The organism is Leeuwenhoekiella sp. ZYFB001, from assembly GCF_011784865.1.
In the GTDB taxonomy this organism is placed as follows: domain Bacteria; phylum Bacteroidota; class Bacteroidia; order Flavobacteriales; family Flavobacteriaceae; genus Leeuwenhoekiella; species Leeuwenhoekiella palythoae.
This window is the reverse complement of record NZ_CP050460.1, coordinates 129,806-152,458: the sequence shown is the minus strand read 5'-3', so window position 1 is coordinate 152,458 and position 22,653 is coordinate 129,806. Positions and strand designations below refer to the sequence as shown.

Genomic DNA, 22,653 nt, shown 5'->3' with positions numbered 1-22,653 from the left:
CTAGATGTTTCTGTAATGCTGTTTCCATTCAAAATTATGGACTCAAATAACAGCCTATGAAAAATTCAGCCTTTTTTATTGTGAGTTTGCTTTACAGCATTTTTGCCAGTGCTCAAAACCTATGCGCTGACAATCAAAAATTAACTGAAAAAACATCTTTTGAAATCACCGCTTACGGAACTTCTAACACTTTAGTTGCGGTTACAAATTTTAATGTTTCTTCAACGTTCAATACGCTTTCAGGTCGAAAAGCGATCATTGCACAAATTGACAAAGATGCACCAACCCAAGAACCTCAAAATTATTATTCGTTAGAATGCGCTGATTCGACCTTATTGATCAACAACCGGAACATCATTCCTGCCTATGTTTTTGAAGAATATAGCAATATGAATTTTGATGCTTCAGCAAGCAGCATAGCCATTCCTAAAAAACTTGATGTAGGTCAAAAATTGAGCAATGCGGCTTATGAAATTGAAGTCGAAGTAGCACCCATCACCCATAGACTACATTATTATTTAACCGATAGAATAGTGACTGCAAAAGAAACCATTAACACACCTGCAGGCACTTTTGAATGTTACTTGATAGAAGCAAAAACACATATGAAACCACGCAACAATAACACTGGAAGCGTTAAACAATGGTTTGCAGAAGATATTGGACTTGTAAAGCAAGTAGATTATAATGTAGAGGGTGCGATAACCGGAATCAATCTCCTTACTGATCTAAAATTCTGATTACACAGAGGCCTTTTCCACCAACTCTGCTTCAAATAAATCGGCAAAATGTTTAAGTAATTTTGGCTTGACTTCTTCTAAAGGCACTTCACTACGCCCGAGTTCTACGTTAAGCGAGGTCACAGCTTTTTCTTTAATTCCGCAAGGGATTATATTATCAAAATAGCCAAGATTAGCATTAACATTAAATGCAAAACCGTGCATAGTAACCCACCTACTGGCACGTACGCCCATAGCACAGATCTTTCTCGCAAACGGAGTGCCTACATCAAGCCACACACCGGTTTCCCCATCAGAACGTTGGGCTTTCAAACCGTATTCTGCTAAAGTTAAGATGATGGTTTCCTCCAGAAGCCTTAAGTATTTATGAATATCAGTAAAGAAATTTTCAAGATCTAAAATGGGATATCCCACAATTTGACCAGGACCGTGATACGTGATATCTCCTCCTCTATTGATCTTATAAAAGGTAGCATTTTTGGCTTTGAGTTGCTCTTCAGAAACCAACAAATTACTTATATCACCGCTCTTCCCTAAGGTATACACGTGCGGATGTTCTACAAATAAAAAGTGATTAGGGGTGGCAAAATCAGTTTCTTCGCGCCTGTTCTTAATTTTTAGATCTAAAATATTTTTAAACAGTTGCTCTTGATAATCCCAGACTTCCTTGTAGTCGCGATTTCCTAAATCCTGTACTTCTACTTGCTTATTCATACTGCAAAGATACAATACATTTTAGCCTGCGCATAACCTCTAAGAAGATCAGTAACTAAGATGATTAGCGCCGGTTTACGATTATTAATGCTGCAATAACACCGGGAATCCAGCCACAAAACCATAGCAGGGTTACTAATAATACAGAGCCGCACCCTTTATCAAGAACCGATAAAGGCGGCAAAAAGATGGCGATTAACGCCCTAAAAAAACTCATTTTTGATTTGATTTATGATGATTGATGGTCTATAAGACACAATTACTAAGCTTTCGTTACAGTTATTGATTTCTCGGCTGCGAGTTGCTATATTTGCGGGCTTAAATACAGACAGCATTATGCAACTTTCAGAACAGGAAATTATCAGACGCGAGAAACTGGCAGGTTTACGCAAATTAAACATAAACCCATATCCGGCAGATTTGTATCCGGTAGATCATACTTCAGCGAAGATAAAACAGGATTTTGAAGACGGTAAAAAGGTGGTTATCGCCGGCAGATTGATGTCTCGTAGAATTCAAGGTAAAGCCTCTTTTGCAGAGTTGCAAGATTCAACCGGTCGTATTCAAGTGTATTTTAATCGTGATGAAATCTGCCCGGGAGAAGATAAGACACAGTACAATGACGTCTACAAAAAGTTACTCGATATTGGTGATTTTATAGGTATTGAAGGCGAACTTTTTACCACTCAAGTAGGTGAGAAAACCGTGATGGTTAAAAAATTCACGCTGCTTAGTAAAGCGCTTAAACCGCTTCCTTTGCCTAAAGTGGATAAAGATGGAAACGAATTTGACAAATTTAACGATCCTGAAATGCGCTATCGCCAGCGCTATGCAGATCTTGTAGTCAATCCAAAAGTTAAAGACGTATTTGTTAAACGCACCAAGCTTTTTGCTGCAATGCGTAATTTCTTCAACGACAAGGGATATTTTGAGGTAGAAACACCTATCCTGCAATCTATTCCGGGAGGTGCTGCAGCACGACCTTTTATTACGCACCACAATGCTTTAGACATTCCCTTGTATTTGAGAATTGCCAATGAATTGTATCTAAAAAGATTGATCGTTGGTGGTTTTGATGGAGTTTATGAGTTCTCTAAAAACTTCAGAAATGAGGGAATGGACCGTACGCATAATCCAGAATTTACGGCAATGGAAATTTATGTAGCCTATAAAGACTACAACTGGATGATGGCCTTTACTGAAAAACTACTTGAGCATTGTGCTACTGCTGTAAATGGTACTACCGAAGCTACTTTTGGTCAACATAAAGTAGACTTCAAAGCGCCCTACGCGCGTGTAACTATGACCGATGCGATCAAACAATTTACCGGTTATGATATCACTGGCAAGTCTGAATCTGAACTTCGTGAGGCTGCTCTAGGAATGGGTCTTGAAGTTGATGAAACTATGGGTAAAGGGAAACTCATTGATGAGATCTTTGGTGAGAAATGTGAAGGCAACTTTATACAGCCTACATTTATCACAGACTACCCTAAAGAAATGAGTCCGTTGTGTAAAGAACATCGTGAAAACCCTGAGCTTACTGAGCGTTTTGAACTTATGGTTTGCGGTAAGGAGATTGCCAATGCGTATTCAGAATTGAACGATCCTATTGATCAACGCGAGCGTTTTGAAGAGCAACTTAAACTTGCTGAAAAAGGAGATGATGAAGCGACAGAGTTTATTGATCAGGATTTCTTAAGAGCTCTTGAATACGGAATGCCCCCAACATCTGGTTTAGGAATTGGGATGGATCGCTTGATTATGTTCTTGACTAATAATCAATCTATTCAAGAGGTATTATTCTTCCCACAAATGAAACCCGAACGTAAGAAGGTAGAATTGACTGAAGAAGAAAAAACCATTTTTAATATTCTCAAGAAGGAAAAAAATCTTTCACTAGACACTTTAAAAGAAGTTTCCGGGTTAAGCAATAAAAAATGGGATAAAGGCATTAAAGGCCTTACCAAACAAAAGCTAGCTAAAGTTGAGAAAGAAGGTGAAAACCTTACGGTTACTCTAATAGATTAATCACAGAATTTTCTAAATAATTTAAAAGCCCGATTCAGTTTTGAGTCGGGCTTTTAATTTTTGAAGAATGTTAAAAATTCCCTATTCAAATAAACCTTTTGAAATTATCAAAGTCATAGAGATATAACATAAAAATTAATGGATATGAAAAAATTGATGGCAATTGCCGCATTATTTGTTGCTACAACAACTTTTGCACAGGAACAGCCGCGTGGGGAGCGTTTCAAAAAAATGATGGATGCTACACCTGAAGAAATGGCTGAATTACAAACTAAACGTTTGACTCTAGCTCTTGTACTTGATGATAAACAACAAAAGCAAGTTTATGATCTTCAGCTTGCGGAAGCTAAAGAACGTAAAGCCCAGTGGGAAGAACGTGCCGCTAAGAAAAGTACTCGTGAAAAAGGTGTAAAACCTACAGAAGAAGAAATTGCAGCAATGCGCGAATCTATCAAAGAAAGACATTCTGAAATGTTAGATAAGCAAATTGCACATCAAGAAAAAATGCAAAATATTTTAAATGAAGAGCAATTTGACGAATGGCGTAAACTTAAAATGAAGCGTCACGACCGTATGGCGATGCGCGATGGCAAACGTGGAGAACGTTCTCACGACCGCAACCAGAAAGCTAAATGGCGTAGATAGGTTTATCCCAAAAACAGGTTTTCTATCTTAAGGTAAAAACCAAAAAGGATGTTAGCCTTGGGCAGTACCAACAAAAAATCCCCGCGAATTGCGGGGATTTTTATTTTATTTCATTTTTACTCCTAAAGCGTTGGTGCAATTTTAGCTACCGCCGCAATAGTCGCATCAAGATCTTCATATGTCAACGCGTCAGTTATAAACCACGTCTCGTAAGCACTTGGAGCAATGTAACCCCCTTCTGCTAATAACCCGTGGAAAAACTTTTTAAACGTTTCGTTAGCACCCGCAGATGCCGAAGCAAAGTCGGTTACTGCCTCCTCAGCAAAATGTACTGAAATCATCGACCCCACTCTATTAATCGTATGCGTGATTTTGTTTTCGGTTAATGCTTGAGCAATTCCTTTATGTAGGTATTCGGTTTTTTGTTCTAGTCGTTTGAAGATTTCACGATCCTGATCTAAAGCTTGAAGCATCGCTAAACCGGCAGCCATTGCCAAAGGGTTTCCACTTAAAGTACCTGCCTGATACACCGGACCTAAAGGAGCCAAGTGATTCATAATTTCATTTCGTGCGGCAAAAGCTCCTACAGGCAAACCACCACCTATTACTTTTCCGAAGGTTACAATATCAGCCTGAACGCCTGTTAATTCCTGTGCGCCACCTGCAGCTAGCCTAAAACCGGTCATCACCTCATCAAAAATAAGTAGCGCTCCGTGAGCTTTACACAAATCCTTCAATCCTTCAAGAAAACCTTCAGCCGGAGGAATACATCCCATGTTTCCGGCAACCGGCTCTAAAATAATCGTAGCTATTTCATCTTTATTGGCTTCAAAGATCTCTCGCACTTGATCTAGATTATTGTATTCCGCAAGCAAGGTATCTTTAGCAGTACCTTGAGTTACACCGGGGCTATTAGGAGAACCAAAAGTCACCGCACCACTCCCCGCTTGAATCAAAAACGAATCAGAATGCCCGTGGTAGCAACCGGCAAACTTTATGATTTTATCTCTGCCAGTAAAGCCACGTGCCAGACGCACCGCACTCATACAAGCTTCGGTACCGCTATTTACAAAGCGTATTTTATCAATACCGGGTACCATTTTGACTGCTAGCTTAGCAATCTCAGTTTCCAATTCTGTGGGTGTTCCAAAAGAAGTTCCTTTCTTGGTTCTTTCGATAACCGCATCAACCACTGGCTGGTAGGCATGACCTAAAATCATAGGCCCCCAAGAGTTGATGTAGTCAATTAATTTATTTCCGTCTTCATCAAATAGATATGCACCTTTTGCTTCTTTTACAAAAATAGGATCCCCGCCAACAGCTTTAAAAGCTCTTACCGGTGAGTTTACTCCGCCGGGGATTACCTCTTGCGCTTCTGTAAATAATGCGCTACTTCTTTTATAAATCATCATTAAAATCCGTTATACTGTGGGGTAACATTTAACTGCTGCCCAATACTTATCGTGTTATTATTTAACCCGTTGTTCTTTTTTAGTTCATCTACCGTAAGGTTATACATACGTGAAATACTATAAAGTGTTTCTCCTTTTTTTACCGTATGAATACTCACGGCATTTGAAGGTTCGGGTTTATATTCTTTAATTTTTGTGCCTAAAACCTCAGCATCATAGTTGTACATCGCATAACGTTCAATGATCGCAATGAGTTTTTCAGGATATTTTCTATCTGTTGCATAACCTGCTTTGCGCAGACCGCGGGCCCAACCTTTATAGTCGTCAGGTTCCAGATCAAACAAATCTGCATACCTACTTCTACCTGTTAGAAATAAGGAATGATCTCTAAAAGAATATTTAGGATCTCTATATTTTCTGAAGCATTCGCCCTTCTCGTCATCATCATGATACACCACATCGCCCGTCCAGTTATGACATTTTATTCCGAAGTGATTATTAGCTTTTTTAGTCAAATTGCCATTTCCGGCGCCCGATTCTAAGACAGCCTGAGCCATTGTGATGCTCGCCGGTATTTTATAAAGTCGCATTTCTTCTTTTGCAATAGGGGCAAAATGCTCAATATAATCTTCTACTTTGTCAAACGGAGCGTACACATACGCCCTTTCGGTTTCCTTAGTAGTTTCGGCAGGTGGTGTATTATTACGCGCTGCGGTACGTGTCTCAGTATTACGAGAGGGGCGAACACTTACTTTACGCTTAGCAGCACGCTTGCTTCCGCCACAACCTATCAGCAAAAGACTTAGAATAAAAAGAGTAAGAACTTTTTCAATCATATTACATTCTAATCAGTGGAAATCCTTTTTTCAAGAGTTTTTGGTTCATCCCAGCAATACCTTGCAGGCCTCCTGTATGAACGGCTAAAATACGGGTATTTTTAGAGAAAAACTCATTGCGAATAAGATCTCTGAGACCGAACATCATTTTACCCGTATAAACCGGATCTAGCAAGATATCGTGCTTCTTTTTAAAGTCATTGATAAAGGTTACAAGCTCTTGATTTACTTTAGCATAACCGCCAAAATGATATGCGTTAACAAGTTCCCAATTGGTTTTAGCAGTATATTTTTTAATTTCAGCATTTAAAAAATCACCTTTCAACGCCGGAAATCCTAAAATTTTTTGATGCGGAAAACTGCCTTCTATAATTCCGGCAATGGTGCCTCCGGTACCAACTGGGCAAAGGATATAATCAAAGTCTTGAGTCGCTTCTGAAAGGATTTCAGTACAACCCTGTACGGCCAGAGTATTGGTTCCGCCTTCCGGAATTAAATAACAAGTGCCAAACTCATCTTTTAATTGCTGTAAAAATTTGGGTTGAAGCTTTTCTCGATACGCTTCGCGTGAAACAAACTTGAATTGCATTCCGTAATCTTTGGCAAATCTCAAGGTAGGATTATGCTGAAGCGTCTGCCGAAAGTTTTGAGCAAGCTCCTTTCCACGAATCAATCCGATAGTTTTGAAACCTGAGAGCGATCCGGCTTTGGCTACTGCTGCAATATGATTAGAATACGCTCCGCCAAAAGTGAGCAAAGTATCGTGCTGTTGTTTTGCGGCTTCTAGCACATTGTATTTTAATTTCCTGAATTTATTACCGGAAACATAGGTATCGATCTGATCTTCCCTTTTAATAGCTACCTCGACTTGAAATTCTTCATACAAAGAATCCCTTAAATATTGAATCTGAGGTTCATCTTCTAAAGAAGTAAAAAAACCTAAATCGTTCATTTTTCGTATGTATTCAGTAGCATACCGCAGTTTTAAAAGCAAATTTAAGAATAAAGGTTTTATACAAGTATACGATTCATTTTTTTGACTTTATTTATTGATATTCAACTAGAAAATCGCTAATATAGAATGATTATACAGGTTAAAAACTTGACAGCAATTCGATAAAATACTTAATTTTGCAGTCTAATGACTTGTTTATCGGTCATATAGCTTTTTAATACTGTGGTTACCCCCGAATCTTAAGATTGACCAAGTTATGAAAACATTTACCCCTATGCTCAAGCTCAGTTTCTTACTGAGTTTATTCTTAATTCCGCTAATATCCAATGCTCAAGTGGGTATTGGCACCACCAATCCTGCCGGAGGCTCTCTACTTGATATAGAGAGCGCAGAGAAAGGTATTTTAATTCCGCGAGTCGATATTGCAGACCTGAGCACTCAAGCTCCTGTTACCGGTGATCTTACAAGCAGCGAAAGTTTGCTGGTGTATAATACCAATACTACGACCGGCAAAGGCTTCTATTACTGGGACGGTACGCAATGGGTTGCTGTAGGCGGCACCGGAGAAAATATTTATACTACTGATGGAAGTCTTCCAGAAACGAGAACGGTCAATCTTGATGAAAATATTCTACGATTTGACAATGGTGTTGGTCGTTACCTAAACTTAGAAGGAGCTTCAGTTTCTGATAATAACGACCCGTTTCTCTTCACGACATTCAATGCACTACGTTTTGACATTGATAATGATCCTGTTTTAACTCTAGATAACAATCAGGATGTAGGTATTGGCTTAGCCGATCCCCAAGCCAAACTCCATATTTTTGAAAATTCAGGAACTCCTGCTTCACCTAGTGATGGAACAATAGTTTTAGAACACGGAGATGCCGGCGGATCCTCATCAATAGTTTTTAAAAGTCGATCTAACAATAATAGTGATTACGGGTATTTAAACTTTTCTGATAATGGAAGTGGAAATGGTTCAACAAATGAAAATGCATTATTAGAAATCGGTATTCAAAATGACGGCGTAAATCAATATCAAGATGACATTAATATTGCTTCTACAGGTAATGTTGGTATTAGCAATACAGCTCCTCAAGAAAAGTTACATATATCAGGAAACACCTCAACAATACGCGTAGATGGTTTGAATAGAGCTAACAACGCTTCTAATGTCCAAAATGACCCTATGCCAGTATATGTTGATGATAATGGTACAATGATTTTACGACCTTCGTTAGTTCAAACCTATATGCCTGTGAATAGAGTTGATTTTTTAACTGGCAATAATAATACTGTCACTTCAGGTTTTAATACTGGTGCATCAGTTGATCGGTTATTACTTACAGAAACAATTACACTAACTCAAACATCACTGGTTCAAGTAATTTATTTTTATAGCGTCTCTATAACAAGGCGCAATGGGGATGCTATTACAGATGGTGCCCCGAGACTTTTTAGAGGTTGGGTTACCATCAACAATACTGCAGAACATTTAGCATATGACACAGGTACATATACCAATGGTCACGACCCTGATCCTAATAGTCAAAGTAATTATGCTGCGGGTTATTATTATTTAAACGGAACGTCTTATGTAGAATTACCTGCAGGTACTCATACTTTTAGACTTTACGGAAGAGGGTTTGGCTCTCAATTTGATTTTCAAATGATTTTTGGTGCTTCTAATTATGATAGATTTCAAATCATCGTTCATCGCTAACTCACAAATAACTTAAAAAACTCCAAAACGGCCTTTGCTTTAAATAGCTAAGGTCGTTTTCTTTTGCGTAGGCCTCTTTCTCAAAACTTATCGCGCGATAAGCTGCGTATTGAGATTGTAGACGAATCAAGTGTATTACAAACTCAATGCTATACCAGACATAAAAGAAAACCAGTAAAAGTTCTTGCTGTTGCCGTAAATGAATACGCTCGTGATTTATAAAAACCGGATCTTGCTTTAATTTGGGATCTTTTAATAGCACAAAGGGCCAGAGTGCGCAGCCGGCAAAATGCTTAAAGATTTTAGGGATTGTAATATAAATTGGCATAGGTAACTTATAATTGCACTAATATACAATCTAGGCGTAGTTTTAAGCGTTTTTTCACGTAAGGCTACTGTTTCTTTTCATAACTTTAATACCGTGAGTTCTTTTAAACAACGCGTTCCTTTAGAAGAAGGAGATTATTATTTGACACCCGAAGGATATAAGTGCTTTACCGAGCAATACCATTTAAAACGGGGCTACTGTTGTAAAAGCGGGTGCCGCCATTGTCCTTATGGTTTTGATAAAAATCGAGAGTGATCGATGAACTCTTGGTATAATAGTTGATGCTAATAAGTTAAAATAGAACCTATTCTATTTCGGCTGATTCAAACTTTAAATATGTCATTATGAAAAAATTAAAACCCTTTTTACTACTTGCTGTTGTCGCAGTACTATCGGCATGTAGTTCCGTTCGAGTGGCTTCTGATTATGATCAGAGTGCTGACTTTACTAATTACAAAACCTTTGCATTTTTTAAACCGGGTATTGATAAAGCCGAAATTTCTGATTTAGATAAAAAAAGAATTTTACGTGCGATCGAAACCGAAATGATGGCTAAAGGCTTCGTAAAATCTGACAATCCATCTATGTTAGTAAGTATTTTTACTACAGCAGAAGAACGTGTAGATGTGTATAACAACTTCGGTTGGGGTTGGGGCGCCTGGGGTCCTTGGGGACCATGGGGCGGCGGTTTTGGTAACACTGTTTCCAGAACTACTGAAGGCACACTATACATTGACCTAATCGATGCGACTAAAAAAGAACTGGTTTGGCAAGGACAAGGTACCGGATATCTAGCGCGAAATGTTGAGCGCAAGCAAGAGCGCATTAACGAAATTGTTGGTGAGATTATGCAAGAATATCCACCGAAACAAATGGCTTCTAATTAAGAAGAGCTAAAGCAGTAAACTACCACAGGGCACGCCTTAAGACATTGGTTGAAAACAAATTTTCAATTTTGAGGCAAGCCTCGGAGCATTAAACTCTTTGGCGCCGCCAATAAAAAAAGCCCTCTATTGAGGGCTTTTTTTATGCATACGATTGAAGCTTTTTGCGTGTAAAGTCTGATAAAACCAACTTACCACTTGTTGCTGCTCGCGTTTTTAAGAGGGTGTCCCAAGATTCAGTACTAGACCAAAACATCTTTTTACTTTCGGTTAAAGCTTCCGGATTGTAGGTTGCTAAATCTCCAGCTAATTTTTCAATAGCTTGATCTAATGCTTCGACAGTTTCAAAAACCGAAGCATACAGTCCGCGCTCTTGAGCCCATGCTGCGGAATAAAATTCTTGCGCATTGATGGTCACTTGGGAAAATGCAGAAACTCCAATTTTACGTTCCACAGCAGGTCCTATCACAAATGGACCAATTCCTATGCTGATCTCACTCAATTTTATCGAAGCATATTTGGTCGCCATGCAATAATCAGCAGCAGCAGCCAGACCAACTCCACCGCCTACCGCCTTGCCTTGCACCCGTACAATAGTAAGCAATGGGCATTTACGCATTGCTAAGATCACTCGTGCAAACCCCATAAAAAAGTCTTTACCCTGCTTTTCATCTTTAATTGCGATTAGTTCGTTAAAGCTTGCCCCCGCACAAAAGGTACGGTCTCCCCCACTTTGAATAACCAGTACACGCAAATCACTACGAGATCCAGCTTCGATTATAGTACGTTCTAATTTCTTTAGAATTTCAGTCGGTAAAGCATTATGATTAGGCGTGTAGAATGTGATGGTTCCCACCGCATTTTTAACATCAAGCGTTACATAGGATTCTGACATAAATTTTCAGTAAAAAGTAGTTTCTATTAAATATTTATCAAATTTATAGATATAAGAACAATATTTATAAACATATTCTTATTTTTCATTAGTAAATTACGCTGAGGTAATCTTGTTCTATTTTGAAGATTTCAACGCAGAACCTAAATCGAAATTTACCGCATATAATCCCAATTTTCGGGTACAGAAGCATTTTAGTTATGAGTCAGGTTTTAGATAAAAATATAGAAACTAATCCACTTATTGAGCGTCTTCCTGCGCATTTAAAGCAATACATTAAACCGCAGAATTACGACAATTATACCGCGATCAATCAAGCAGTATGGCGCTATGTGATGCGTAAAAACGTCGCATACCTCAGCACTGTTGCGCATAAATCCTATTTAGACGGACTCAAACAAACCGGGATTTCTATCGATCATATTCCTAATATGTATGGAATGAATCGCATTCTCAAAGAAATTGGCTGGGCGGCAGTCGCTGTTGATGGCTTTATTCCGCCTGCGGCGTTTATGGAATTTCAGGCATACAATGTTTTGGTCATAGCTTCAGACATCAGACAACTAGAGCATCTTGAGTATACGCCAGCGCCAGATATCATTCACGAGGGCGCCGGCCACGCGCCAATTATTGCCAATCCTGAGTATGCAGAATATCTAAGACGCTTTGGTGAAATTGGGTGTAAAGCGATTTCTTCAGCTAAAGATTATGAGTTGTATGAAGCGGTGCGCGAACTTTCCATCTTAAAAGAAGCAGAAGATACGCCGCAAAGCGAAATTGAAAAGGTAGAGCAACGCGTAGATTTTCTGCAAAACAATATGGGAACGCCTAGTGAAATGGCGCTAATAAGAAACCTGCACTGGTGGACGGTAGAATACGGACTTATAGGAACAACGGAACAGCCTAAAATTTATGGAGCCGGTTTGCTTTCTTCTATAGGTGAAAGCGCTTGGTGTATGACCGATAAAGTAAAAAAACTCCCATATGCTATCAATGCCGCGCAACAGGAATTTGACATCACAAAACCGCAACCTCAACTTTATGTAACGCCTAATTTCGCCTATCTAAGTGAAGTTCTTGAGGAATTTGCCAACACCATGGCGTTGCGCACCGGCGGTCCTGAAGGTTTACAAAAACTGATTGACAGCAAAAATCTGGGAACGATAGAACTCAGTACCGGTTTGCAAATTTCGGGAGTGTTTACTGAAATGATTCTTTATAAAGACAAGGTTGCTTACTTGCAAACCAAGGGAAAAAGCGCACTGAGTTACCACGAAAAAGAATTGGTAGGTCACGGCACAATTAACCATCCTGACGGCTACGGAAGTGCAATAGGCAAACTTAAAGGAATCAATCTCGCTATTGAAGACATGAGCCCTAAAGATTTACTCGCTTATAAAATTTCTGAGGGAAGCCTTGTAACGCTTGAATTTGAAGGTGGCATCAAAGTAAGCGGCGAGATCATTACCGGAACGCGGAACCTTAAGGGAAAAATCATTCTTATCAGTTTTAAAGAGTGTACTGTTAGCTACGAAGAACGCATTTTATTCAAGCCAGAATGGGGAATTTATCATCTCGCGGTAGGTAAGAAAATCACTTCGGCTTTTGCTGGACCGGCAGATTTTAATTCGTTTGATTTAATTCAGCATAAAATTTCTTCTACTACTGCAAAACCAAAAATGAGCGCACAACGTCAAGAGTTAGAAGACCTCTATCTCGCCGTTCGCAATTATAGAGAAGGAAAAAACACTAAGTTTTCTCCACAGGCCGTTTTTGATATTTTGAAAAAAAGCCATCAAAAAGACTGGCTACTTTCGGTGGAATTGTATGAACTCGCTAAAGATGAAAACAACACAACCTTCAAAACTGAAATTCTTCAGCATTTAGAGCAAGTTAAAGCGCAGCATCCTAAGGTAAAACACCTTATTGAAGATGGTCTCGAACTAGTCTAAAAGCGTTTTTAGTTCTTGTGATGAATTGATAGGAGTCGTGTTATACTGCAAGGTCCAACCCAACGTATTGGTCACCACATAAATATTGGCAAGTTCTGCTAGAAGTCGGTTTTCAGCATTTTGAGGTAACTCTGAAGACTCAACCTTTTGCCTTACCGTAGTCATCACCCGTTGTTTGATTTTGTTATAATCTGACGCTTCAAACTGGTTTAAATAATCTTGAGATACATCGTAATACTCAATATCCGGATTAATATTAATCTCTGGAGCGGGGATCTTATTAATCGTGATGGTTTTGTTCTCGGGATCGACTTCGGTTTCTAAAGCGCGTAGATCATAAGCAATGGTCACTTTAGCATTAATCACCACCAAAGCTTTTTTATTCGCTTCCACCAAATTGAAAATCTGCTTAGAATTTTTATAGGTAAAAACCTGTGCAAATGAGCCTTCGGTCACAACCAGCTTCCCCACGCTTTTAATTTCTTTCTCAATGAGATTTGTCGCTTCAACTAATTGTTCTCGCTTCTCTTGCTGAGCATCAAAATATTGATAGGTAAAGTATCCTAAAAGGAGTATAAGAATTACGATTAAGACTTTCCGCATAAGGCCTGATTATAGAATCAAGTCAATTTATCTATTAATTGCGGAAAGAAAAAAGGAAGCTGCTAATCTTAACAGCATATTATATAATATTGTTTTGCCTAGCTTTGGCAACCGCTTCGATTTTGCTATGTACTTGTAGCTTTTTGTAGATATTTTCTATGTGTTTACGCACCGTACTGGGCGACAAGAATAGATTTTCTGCAATTTTAGTATAGCTTAATCCTTTGCCCAACTGCTCCAAAACATCAATTTCCCGAGAAGATAACGAGATTTCTTCGCGCTCTTGCAAATTGCTTATAGCTTCTGGATTGCGCAACAGTTTAAGTGTGCGCATAGCAATAGACGCATTCATTGCGGCTCCGCCGGAAAGTGTTTCTGTTATTCCTTTTTGGAGTTCGTCAGGCGTGGTGTCTTTAAGTAAATACCCATCTGCCCCGGCTTTGATCGCATTAAAAATATGCTCGTCATTATCAAAAACCGTAAGCATAATTATTTTAATCTGCGGATATTTCTGTTTAACTAAGGCTGTGGCTTCGATACCATTGAGCACCGGCATTTCAATATCCATTAAGATCAAATCAATATGCGGATTATCATCTAATTTGGTCAAAAGATCTGCGCCGTGTTCCGCAGTAAATTTTAAATGGAATTCTTTAAAAAAGGAAAGCTTTTCTGCTACGGCTTTGGCAAGAAAAAATTTATCATCTACTATGGCTATTTTTACCGGCATTTGAAGTTGAGAGCTTTAAATTTTAATCGAATAACTGGTGTTTCAGATCAAAAAATATGAGTGCCAGTCATTTGGTAAAAAAATCCGGAAAAGTCCCCTAGCCCTTCTCCGGATCTAACATTCAATACAGTACTGAAATTGAGATCACTAAACTAAGAAGAAGACTATAGGGTCGCAATAGGGCATTTGCCCCATTTTTAAGTTATTTCGTTTTAAATCTCAAAATTATAACCGCTCTCTAGAAGCTCTTCATATTTGTCGGCATCAAAACGATAGAGGAAGGCCCCGCGTTTAGAGCCACTTTTATCTTTCTCGTCAAGCTTTACCAGGACTTTAAGCGAAAGCACTTTTTTTCTAAAATTGCGAGGATCCAGATCGCGTTGATAAATCGCTTCATAAAGTTTTTGCAACTGCGGAATGGTAAATTTTTCAGGCAAAAGCTCAAACCCAATGGGTTGTTGTCTCGCCTTTCTGCGCAGTTTATCAAGTGCATCTGCAACCATCTGATCGTGATCAAGTGCAAGCGTAGGCAATTCTTTTAAGGTGTACCAGAAAGCCCCGTGACTTTCTACAAGTTCGCGGTCATAATCTTCAAGACGTATCAGCGCATAATGCGCCACAGAAAGACAGCGGTATCCGGGATCTCGATCTGCTTTACCATAGGTTTTAGACTGCTCTAAGAATATTTGCTCAAGCCCCGTGATCTCTTTTAAAACGCGTCGTGCCGCATCATCTACATTTTCATCAAGCTGCACAAAACTTCCAATCAACGACCAAATCCCAGAGTCTGGTTCTACACGTCTTTTAAAAATTAAAAGCTTGAGATCTTCACCGTCAAAACCAAAGACAATGCAATCTGTCGCGACGTATAATTTTTCATTATCAGCGTAAAAGTCATTATTTGAAGCGTGCGCAATACTGGCTGAGCTTGGTGTCATAAAACGTGTTTTAAGCGTACAAAATACGTTTTTTTAACGAAAACTGGTACTACCTATAAAAACTACGCCTTCGCTTATTTTGACTGAAGGATCACTCGAGTGCCTTGAGTAAGTTGCGTTTCAATTTGAAGGGTTGCGCCTATGTCTTGAGCGCGCTTTTTCATATTACCTAAGCCATTGCCCTGCTGATGATTTTTAAGATCAAAACCATTGCCATCGTCAACAACAGCGACTTTAAATTGATCAGCATCCCAGACCTGCATAGTTACTTGAATGTTTTGAGCCTCGGCATATTTTAAAGCATTATTGACCGCTTCTTGTATCACACGATAAATATTGACTCCTTCAATTGAAGTAAATATAAAATCAGGAGCTTGTTTCGTATTAAAGTCAAAGCTAAACTGCACCGAATCTTTACTGCTCTGCGCACGCTCAATAAAATTTGAAATACGCGTTTGCAGATCTTCAACCGAAATTTTCTCCTTATTCATCGCCCATATCGTATCTCTTAACTCGTTAATCGTTGTTGAGGTAAAAGCGCTTATCATACTCATTTTCTGGAGAATACCGCTATCTGCATCTTTAAGTTGATATTTGAGATTATCAATACTCGAGATGATAAATGTAAGCTGCGACCCTATATTATCGTGTAGATCTCTTGAGATGCGTAAACGCTGTTCTTGAAGCCGATTTTGGGTCTCGATCTTTGCTAAAGCGACTTGAAGTTCGTGCTCTTTTTGCAACTGACTGTTTTTTAATTTCTGCCTGCTGTAGATCAAATATCCTAAAAGCCCCAGTATAAAGGCTAAAGCCAGACTGCCATAAATAAATGCATTTTTGCGACGTACTTCGAGATCTTTTTCAGCGAGTTGTGCACGCTGCTCTAGAATTTGGTTTTCTTTTTTCTCGGTTTCATATTTAACCTCAAAACCTGTTATTTTTTCTTGTAAATCTTCATCAATCAAGGTTTTTGAGATTTCTTGATATTTATTTGCATACTCATAGGCTTTCTTGAACTCTCCCAATTCATAATAAGTTTTGGCTAGATTTTTAAACAACTTAGCGCTGTCGCTTGGATTTTCGGCTTGTACGATAAAGGGTTCCGCTAGCTCCAGATAGTATTTTGCCTGCTGGTAATTCTCCAACTCAAAATAGTTAGAACCTACATTGAGATAAACCACGCGCAAGGTTTGGTTATCTTTTTGAGTAATAGCACCAGCGATTACGGGCTTATACAATTCGATTGCTCGCTCAAATTGACCTTTTGAAGTAGCGACTTGAGCTAGAGCAGTTTTTGCAAACAAGACAAGTTTACCATAATTTTCTTCTTCAGCCTCAAGGATCAAGTTTTCAAATTCGCCTTCAGACTTATTCAGCATTACAGTATCTTGAATATCTTCAGCCAACTCCCTATGCATATTGGCCACATTATACTTTCCATTTAAAATATCTTGTGGCGTACCGTGTTTCTCTTTTATAACCAGCGCTTTTTCATAGAACTCCAAAGCCTTTTCAAGCGCATCCATATCTTCATAAATAAGACCCAGATTATTTAAAGACCGACCTAATGCTGTAGAATCCCTAAGCTCTTTAGCCAGATCTATTGCTTCTTCGTGAACATCAATTGAAGCTTCAGCTTGCCCTAGATATGACATTGCCAAAGCTTTATTATTCAAAAAGGTAAGCACATCGTCCTTCTTTTTATTTGATTTAGCAAGTTCTAGCGCATTACTAAAATTCTCTAAGGCTAGTTTAAAGTCTCCTTGATAAAAGTTTAAAACTCCTTGATCTCCATAATAAATTGACTTCAGTTGATAATCTTCAAAATTCTCTAACTGGGTCCAGGCCTTGTCATAATAAATATGCGCAGAGTCGTAATTTGAAGTCTGAATGAAAAACTTGGCTTTGATTAGCAAACCTCTAATTTCAGGCTTTAGTTGTTTGGTGGTTTTACCATATTGAATAAGTTTACGTGTATAGAAATCTGCGGAATCATTTTCCTTATACTCGAAGACTTCAATTAGTTTCACGTATGCTTCGGTTTTATCTTCAGCATTTGCAAGTGCAATTACGGCTTTAAGACTATCGGCTTTTTTTTGATTGACTTGTGCCTTTACATGAATGCTAAACAGGCATAGAGCGGCAATAAGAATCCTAAACATCATATTCTTGAACGTTCTAAAAAAAACGTTAAAATAACTTTATTTTTTTAATTATCAACTGTTTGTCTAGTGTTTTGGTTCCATTTGCCAAACAAGTGATTCGCTAAGATTGAACTTTTGAAAGTCATACCTTATCAAATGGTGTTGCCTTGTTTTTATCTGATTTTGGTGCAATTCAAGTTTAGATCTGAGTTTATGACATCGCAATGCAGATGTAACACTATCGTATTTACACAAACCTAGATGAATCATAATCATACCGCAAACTAGAGGAAAGACCGCCAGTAAAAACCCCAACACGTATGTACTTTCTAAAGTCATAGGTTTAATGCATTACTTACTCTGTAAAAATTTTGAGTTGCTTTTTAACTTCCTCGGCGGAAACTTCAGCGTTTTTTGAAGCATACCAATCTGCCACTTTATCTATGGAAGCCGAATTATCCCGTAAACTCACCAGAAACAAATCTATACCCAGTCTCAAAATAATAAGCAAAACCGCTGCAATAAAACCGGCATCGAGATACACCAAGAAAAACCCGGAAAGCACCACAACAAACTGCTGAATAAATATGCGCAAATAGGGTTTGATCATCAACTCACTTGCGGTAAATTTCAAATAGCGCTTTTCGCCTAGAAAGTCAGTTGCAAAAGAAAAGCAGTTATTGAGAATAATACTTGCAAGTAAAAGCCACATTCCGTCTAACTGAAGCAATGTCCAGTAATTCTTTAAAACTGCGATTCCGTCTGTGAAAAAAGTGCTTCCACCTAACTCAAAAAAGGTAAAGGCAAAAATGCTCTGTATTGCTACAAAAAACCCGTAATGCACTAGAAAAAAGAGAATGATCCCAAATCCTTGTGTGCCTCCGTTGTGTCTTTTAAATCCTACACAAAATGCCATTTTTAGAGCATTTAATAACCCGATGACAATGGTCTCAAGAAAGTAAGCCATCACGATACTCCACGGTGTTACAAATCCTACCGCCAACAGCACCAATAAAAACAATGCGTTTGCATACAACGCAGCATTTGATTTGTCTGGAGTTGCGACTTTTAAAAAAACAGCTGAATTGAACTTTTCCATCTAAAATATAGTTATGAGTTGAATGCAACACCAAATTGTCACCAATGCCAGCAGGATTAAAACAAAGCGTTTAAAATTTGATTTTGATCTTAATTGCTTCGCTCTATAAAAACACAAAAACCCTGTAACTAAAGCAGGAATTGCGATATAAAACTGTAAAAAATAGAGGTGCAAAAAGCTTGCAAGCAATGCAACGAGCGCATATACCATCGCAGCAAAGCTGTAAAAAAACGCAATTTTGATTTTAGAAAAACGATACCCAAACTGCCGTTCTACCACTCTAAAAATCAAATACCCTAACGGAATACTGAGACCTACTATGATAAAAATGAGATGCATCCTTTAAGAATTAAAACTCCCGAAGCACAAGAAGGATACTTCGGGAATTTCTTTTTAGTTTAAATTATATGCGTAAATGGTTTTATTGTCTGCTTTGTAATACAGCACCCCACCATAATCATCTACTTTATATTCCGGCTTTTTATCTTTTAAGACGATCTCTTTTTCAATCTCGCCGTTGGCTTTACTTACTTTTGCCAGACCGGTTCCATCATCAAGTTTAGTTAAGATAAATTGTGCATTTTCGGTTGCTGCCGTAGCTTTAAAACGCGTACTTAAATATTCAAAAGAAGCATCCGCCATCCCTGCGAACATATCTTGCGCGCGTTTGGCTTCTCTTCCGTATTCATTATAATTTCTGAGATTATTGGTATTTACCGCGTGGCTGCGCATATTAGCACCTGCTGTCATTGCTGAAGTCATTGTTAATGCTGTAGTTGCTACCGCGGTTACACCGCCAACGATTTTACCAAACGTGCTGCGACCCGGAGATTTTAGATAGGTATGGTATTGGGTGTCGCCACCAAAATCAAGCAAAGCCATATTTTGATCACTGCCTAAGTAAATTCCATCTTCACGAACCGTAAGTGTATTCGGGTTTTCTTTCTCCTCAAATTTCACTTTTGCTAAGGTTGAAATCTCACTGCTTTCTGCATCAATCGCAAATAGCTCATCATCTGCATTGATCAAGTAGCGGTTATTTTTGGCATCAAATGCTGAAGTTACACTATTTGCGCTCTTGTATTTCAACGGTTTTTTCCAAACCTGATCTCCGGTTTTTAAATCAACTATATTGGCATCTTCTGAAGTGATATAGATGAGTCCGTTAGGTGTTTCTGCCATCAACTTGATATCTTCTCCTGTTTTCAGCGGTTTCTTAAATAACGGAGTACCATCAAAAGAAACTTTATTTATTCCACCTTCATGAATACCGAATAACACGCCGTCATCCATCACGTAGAAATGCTGTACAAAACCTTTAGTCTTTGGTGCTTTATCCCACAAGTCTTCGCCGGTAGAAGCACTTAAAAAGTTAATCTTAGATTCTGAACGGCCTGCTAGAATACTTTTTCCTGAAGTGTCTTTATCACTCACCACAATGAGCCCTTGAGGTAAGATTTGAAAATTACTCACCACGCCTTGCACCTTGGGAGCGTCTTTCCAGATTTCCGCACCGTTCGTTCCTATTTTACATACTTGCGTGTTAGTCTTAGCATCGTTCATTTCGATGGCATAGATGTCGCTTTCATCCTCGTTAGTAACCATCCAATCCACGCCTTTTACTTTATTTTCCCAAAGTGTTTCTCCGGTTTTGTTCTTAGCATAAATTCCTTGCGTGGTAGGCACAAGTAGCTTGTCTTTCAACAGAAGCGGAGTTCCGCTTACCGCAAAAAACTTCATTGTAGTTTTACCCGGTTTCACAAGAAAGAAAGAGTAGTCGAGTTCGCCCGTAACTAAATCATAAACCGCGATTTTTGGTGTAACCGATTCAGCTTGTCCGCCGCCTTTTTGAAAACCGCTGATCACCAATTTACTTTCCGGCATAATCACATCTGCCGTTTGAATGGTTTTCCAATCATTCTTTTCAGTACTGAAGATCACTTCGCCAGAGATATAATCGATTACTGCTTTCTTGCTTGAAAATCCAGACAAGGCTTTGATGCCACCTACCCCATTCTGATCTACCATCAAGTAAGGCGAATTAGGAATGTATTGCACCTCTTCAGGCTTAACGCTTCCGTAATCGGTAAAATTGAATACGAGTTCGTTTGATCCGGGTTTGATCCCAACCAGACCGTCGTTAGTACAAACAACGAGCGTTCCGCCTAAAGTGAGCGTCATATCGTTGATCCCGGCGCCCACGTCATAGGTGTAATCAGGTGTTTCTGCTTTTTGAGCCCATGTTACTGCTGTAACAAAAAACAACAGTATTGCATTTTTTAAATGGTGTAATTTAAGTTTCATAATTGTACAGGTTAAAAGTTTTTACAGTCTCAAAATTGCCTGATTATCAAGCGACAATCAATACGGCAATTGCCCTATTTATTCTAAAACCATCTGTGTATCAGGGTTAAAAAAGAAGCCAAAAGAAGGTTTGTACCAACTCTTGGCTTCACGTAAAAACCTCAACACTTGAGATTTTATATATTATTGAATCGACACATTAAATTGGCCATTGGTTACGGCAACGGTTTTGCTGGTATCGCTGGTTAGATACCCTGTAAAATTGAAGGTTCCTGTTACGGTGCCACCAGCGGTATATTCGGCGATCTTGATTTCGCCATTGGATGCCGCTCCTGTTGATGTGGTAAACACCATCGCACTATTAAAGTTTGAAGTGTCTTCGAGATACGTATAACTGCCTAGACTAATGCTGTTAAGGTCATACGTGCCCACGCCTTCAAAACCAATAATTGAGATCTGAATATTTTCAGAATCCATCGTTCCTCCGGAAATGGTAAGGATTTGTATTCCGCCGGAATTGCTCTCCACGGCAGTGGTCGCTTCGGGAAAGGATTCAAAAGAGTCGCCGTCAACGGTAGCGGTCAATTCGCCATCGCCGGCTGCGCTTGTGCCGCCATCATCGTCTTTTGAACACGCTGTTAAGACGAGTAGGCTAAAAAGTAATACTGAAGTAATTCTTGTAATTGTTTTCATGGTTTTAGGTTTAAAGTACAGAACAAAACTCCTGTAAATCAAAGCGCTAAACCATAAGGCATTTGCCGTATTTAAAACTGAATATGCGGAAAATCAACTTGTAAGGCGCGTTTTTTAGCCTCTAAGTTGTTGAGGAATTTCTGATGAGCTTCAGAATCTGGATTGAAGGGTTTGTGCGCTAAACCCTGCTGAATTTCTTGAACCTTTTTCATTATTTTTTGTGTTGCTTCAGAAAAGTAAACCGAAGAAAAACGCTCCCAGATATAATCTACCGCCAAAGCATTAGGATGGATTAAATCTCTGTCATAAAAACGATAATCACGCAACTCATCCATCATAAGTTCGTACGACGGAAAATACGCCGTATGCTGCGACTCATCTAAAACCTGATGCATTCCCGCTAGCAAATGAGCTTTACTCCGCTGATTTTCTACAAAACCATCTTTAGTGTGTCGCACAGGCGAAACGGTAAAAATCACTTCCGCTTGCGAATTCACTTTAGCTATTGCCGAAAGCATACGTCTTGTAATTGCTGCGATCTCCTCAACAGAAGCTAATTCTTTCTGAAAAGCCTTCTGCGGAATCTTATGACAATTGGCGACAATTTTATCTTGTTCCACATGCCGATACCCCCAAGCCGTACCCAAAGTGATCACAATATGAGAAGCTTGCGTTAGCTGACATTTGCTCTCGAAAAGTGCCTCATTTAATAATTGGGTAGTTTCTGAAGCTGATGAAGCGCTTAATGCGGAATGTGCATCAAAGCTTACAAACCTGCCTTGTAGTTCTTCAAGATCAGCTTCAGAAAGCTGCTTACCAGAAACCGCATATTCTAAAAAACGCGCGATCGCCTCTGGATGAAATAAGATCCCAAATGGATTTATCGCAGTTCGGAATTTATAGTACTCCAGCTTGGCTCCAATATTTTCTACAAAACAACTTCCTACCAAAAACAAACGCGAGTGATAATCTATAGGATTACCACTCGGTTTTAAAGGTATGGTTGTTTGTAATTTCAATTGCT

The 22,653-nt window shown here is 38.9% G+C and carries 22 protein-coding genes; 7 read left to right on the top strand and 15 right to left on the bottom strand.

What is annotated here, in order from left to right; translation table 11 throughout:
• Nucleotides 1–56 precede the first annotated feature (56 nt).
• Nucleotides 57–740, top strand: coding sequence for a hypothetical protein (locus HCN54_RS00570; protein WP_167596156.1), 684 nt, complete (start codon nt 57–59; stop codon nt 738–740).
• Here HCN54_RS00570 and lipB read toward each other — a convergent pair whose 3' ends face one another.
• Nucleotides 741–1,454, bottom strand: coding sequence for a lipoyl(octanoyl) transferase LipB (gene lipB, locus HCN54_RS00565; RefSeq protein WP_167596155.1), 714 nt, complete (start codon nt 1,452–1,454; stop codon nt 741–743).
• 64 nt (nt 1,455–1,518) lie between these two features.
• Nucleotides 1,519–1,671, bottom strand: a complete 153-nt coding sequence (locus HCN54_RS00560) for a YqaE/Pmp3 family membrane protein (protein ID WP_072984927.1) — start codon at nt 1,669–1,671, stop codon at nt 1,519–1,521.
• Nucleotides 1,672–1,790: 119 nt separating this feature from the next.
• Between HCN54_RS00560 and lysS the strand changes: the two genes are divergently transcribed.
• Nucleotides 1,791–3,485 (top strand): lysine--tRNA ligase, encoded by a 1,695-nt coding sequence (lysS, locus tag HCN54_RS00555; RefSeq protein WP_167596154.1) that lies wholly within the window; start codon nt 1,791–1,793, stop codon nt 3,483–3,485.
• A gap of 144 nt (nt 3,486–3,629) precedes the next feature.
• Complete coding sequence (locus tag HCN54_RS00550; RefSeq protein ID WP_167596153.1) at nt 3,630–4,130, top strand: DUF4890 domain-containing protein; 501 nt, start codon at nt 3,630–3,632, stop codon at nt 4,128–4,130.
• A 122-nt stretch (nt 4,131–4,252) separates the two neighbouring features.
• On the opposite strand, the gene hemL is transcribed toward HCN54_RS00550, so the two are convergent.
• Genes hemL through HCN54_RS00535 form a run of 3 tightly spaced genes read right to left on the bottom strand, consistent with a single transcriptional unit; the run spans nt 4,253 to nt 7,330 of the window.
• Nucleotides 4,253–5,539, bottom strand: a complete 1,287-nt coding sequence (gene hemL / locus HCN54_RS00545; protein ID WP_167598804.1) for a glutamate-1-semialdehyde 2,1-aminomutase — start codon at nt 5,537–5,539, stop codon at nt 4,253–4,255.
• A 2-nt stretch (nt 5,540–5,541) separates the two neighbouring features.
• Nucleotides 5,542–6,378: a glucosaminidase domain-containing protein gene (locus tag HCN54_RS00540; RefSeq protein ID WP_167596152.1), complete on the bottom strand. Its 837-nt coding sequence runs from the start codon at nt 6,376–6,378 to the stop codon at nt 5,542–5,544.
• Between the two features lies 1 nt (nt 6,379).
• Nucleotides 6,380–7,330: a 1-aminocyclopropane-1-carboxylate deaminase/D-cysteine desulfhydrase gene (locus HCN54_RS00535; protein ID WP_167596151.1), complete on the bottom strand. Its 951-nt coding sequence runs from the start codon at nt 7,328–7,330 to the stop codon at nt 6,380–6,382.
• 259 nt (nt 7,331–7,589) lie between these two features.
• Here HCN54_RS00535 and HCN54_RS00530 point away from each other — a divergent pair, with 259 nt between their 5' ends.
• On the top strand, nt 7,590–9,059 hold the full coding sequence (locus HCN54_RS00530) for a hypothetical protein (protein ID WP_167596150.1): 1,470 nt from the start codon (nt 7,590–7,592) through the stop codon (nt 9,057–9,059).
• A 1-nt stretch (nt 9,060) separates the two neighbouring features.
• Here HCN54_RS00530 and HCN54_RS00525 read toward each other — a convergent pair whose 3' ends face one another.
• The gene (locus tag HCN54_RS00525; protein ID WP_167596149.1) at nt 9,061–9,387 is read right to left on the bottom strand and encodes a hypothetical protein; all 327 of its coding nucleotides are present in this window, start codon (nt 9,385–9,387) and stop codon (nt 9,061–9,063) included.
• 93 nt (nt 9,388–9,480) lie between these two features.
• On the opposite strand from HCN54_RS00525, the gene HCN54_RS00520 reads away from it, so the two are divergent.
• Nucleotides 9,481–9,642 carry a DUF5522 domain-containing protein gene (locus tag HCN54_RS00520; protein ID WP_167596148.1) on the top strand — a complete coding sequence of 54 codons (162 nt, stop codon included), beginning with the start codon at nt 9,481–9,483 and terminating at the stop codon, nt 9,640–9,642.
• 89 nt (nt 9,643–9,731) lie between these two features.
• Entirely contained in the window at nt 9,732–10,274 is a 543-nt protein-coding gene (locus HCN54_RS00515) for a DUF4136 domain-containing protein (protein WP_072984941.1), read from the top strand.
• A gap of 139 nt (nt 10,275–10,413) precedes the next feature.
• Here HCN54_RS00515 and HCN54_RS00510 read toward each other — a convergent pair whose 3' ends face one another.
• Nucleotides 10,414–11,166 (bottom strand): enoyl-CoA hydratase/isomerase family protein, encoded by a 753-nt coding sequence (locus HCN54_RS00510; protein ID WP_167596147.1) that lies wholly within the window; start codon nt 11,164–11,166, stop codon nt 10,414–10,416.
• Nucleotides 11,167–11,366: 200 nt separating this feature from the next.
• On the opposite strand from HCN54_RS00510, the gene HCN54_RS00505 reads away from it, so the two are divergent.
• The gene (locus HCN54_RS00505; RefSeq protein WP_167596146.1) at nt 11,367–13,118 is read left to right on the top strand and encodes an aromatic amino acid hydroxylase; all 1,752 of its coding nucleotides are present in this window, start codon (nt 11,367–11,369) and stop codon (nt 13,116–13,118) included.
• On the opposite strand, the gene HCN54_RS00500 is transcribed toward HCN54_RS00505, so the two are convergent.
• From HCN54_RS00500 to HCN54_RS00465, 8 genes are all read right to left on the bottom strand, one after another.
• On the bottom strand, nt 13,110–13,721 hold the full coding sequence (locus HCN54_RS00500; RefSeq protein WP_167596145.1) for a DUF4230 domain-containing protein: 612 nt from the start codon (nt 13,719–13,721) through the stop codon (nt 13,110–13,112). The two genes, HCN54_RS00505 and HCN54_RS00500, sit on opposite strands and share 9 nt — an antisense overlap.
• A gap of 79 nt (nt 13,722–13,800) precedes the next feature.
• Nucleotides 13,801–14,451 (bottom strand): response regulator, encoded by a 651-nt coding sequence (locus tag HCN54_RS00495; protein ID WP_167596144.1) that lies wholly within the window; start codon nt 14,449–14,451, stop codon nt 13,801–13,803.
• Nucleotides 14,452–14,663: 212 nt separating this feature from the next.
• Complete coding sequence (locus HCN54_RS00490; RefSeq protein WP_072984953.1) at nt 14,664–15,389, bottom strand: NUDIX hydrolase; 726 nt, start codon at nt 15,387–15,389, stop codon at nt 14,664–14,666.
• A gap of 74 nt (nt 15,390–15,463) precedes the next feature.
• Nucleotides 15,464–17,554 carry a tetratricopeptide repeat protein gene (locus tag HCN54_RS00485; protein ID WP_167596143.1) on the bottom strand — a complete coding sequence of 697 codons (2,091 nt, stop codon included), beginning with the start codon at nt 17,552–17,554 and terminating at the stop codon, nt 15,464–15,466.
• Nucleotides 17,555–17,888: 334 nt separating this feature from the next.
• Complete coding sequence (locus HCN54_RS00480) at nt 17,889–18,632, bottom strand: DUF6498-containing protein (RefSeq protein ID WP_167596142.1); 744 nt, start codon at nt 18,630–18,632, stop codon at nt 17,889–17,891.
• Between the two features lie 393 nt (nt 18,633–19,025).
• Nucleotides 19,026–20,936 carry a PQQ-binding-like beta-propeller repeat protein gene (locus HCN54_RS00475; protein WP_167596141.1) on the bottom strand — a complete coding sequence of 637 codons (1,911 nt, stop codon included), beginning with the start codon at nt 20,934–20,936 and terminating at the stop codon, nt 19,026–19,028.
• 183 nt (nt 20,937–21,119) lie between these two features.
• A complete protein-coding gene (locus tag HCN54_RS00470; protein ID WP_167596140.1) occupies nt 21,120–21,629 on the bottom strand; it encodes a DUF6252 family protein in 510 nt (169 codons plus the stop codon).
• A gap of 71 nt (nt 21,630–21,700) precedes the next feature.
• Nucleotides 21,701–22,648, bottom strand: a complete 948-nt coding sequence (locus tag HCN54_RS00465; protein ID WP_167596139.1) for a GSCFA domain-containing protein — start codon at nt 22,646–22,648, stop codon at nt 21,701–21,703.
• Nucleotides 22,649–22,653: the final 5 nt, after the last annotated feature.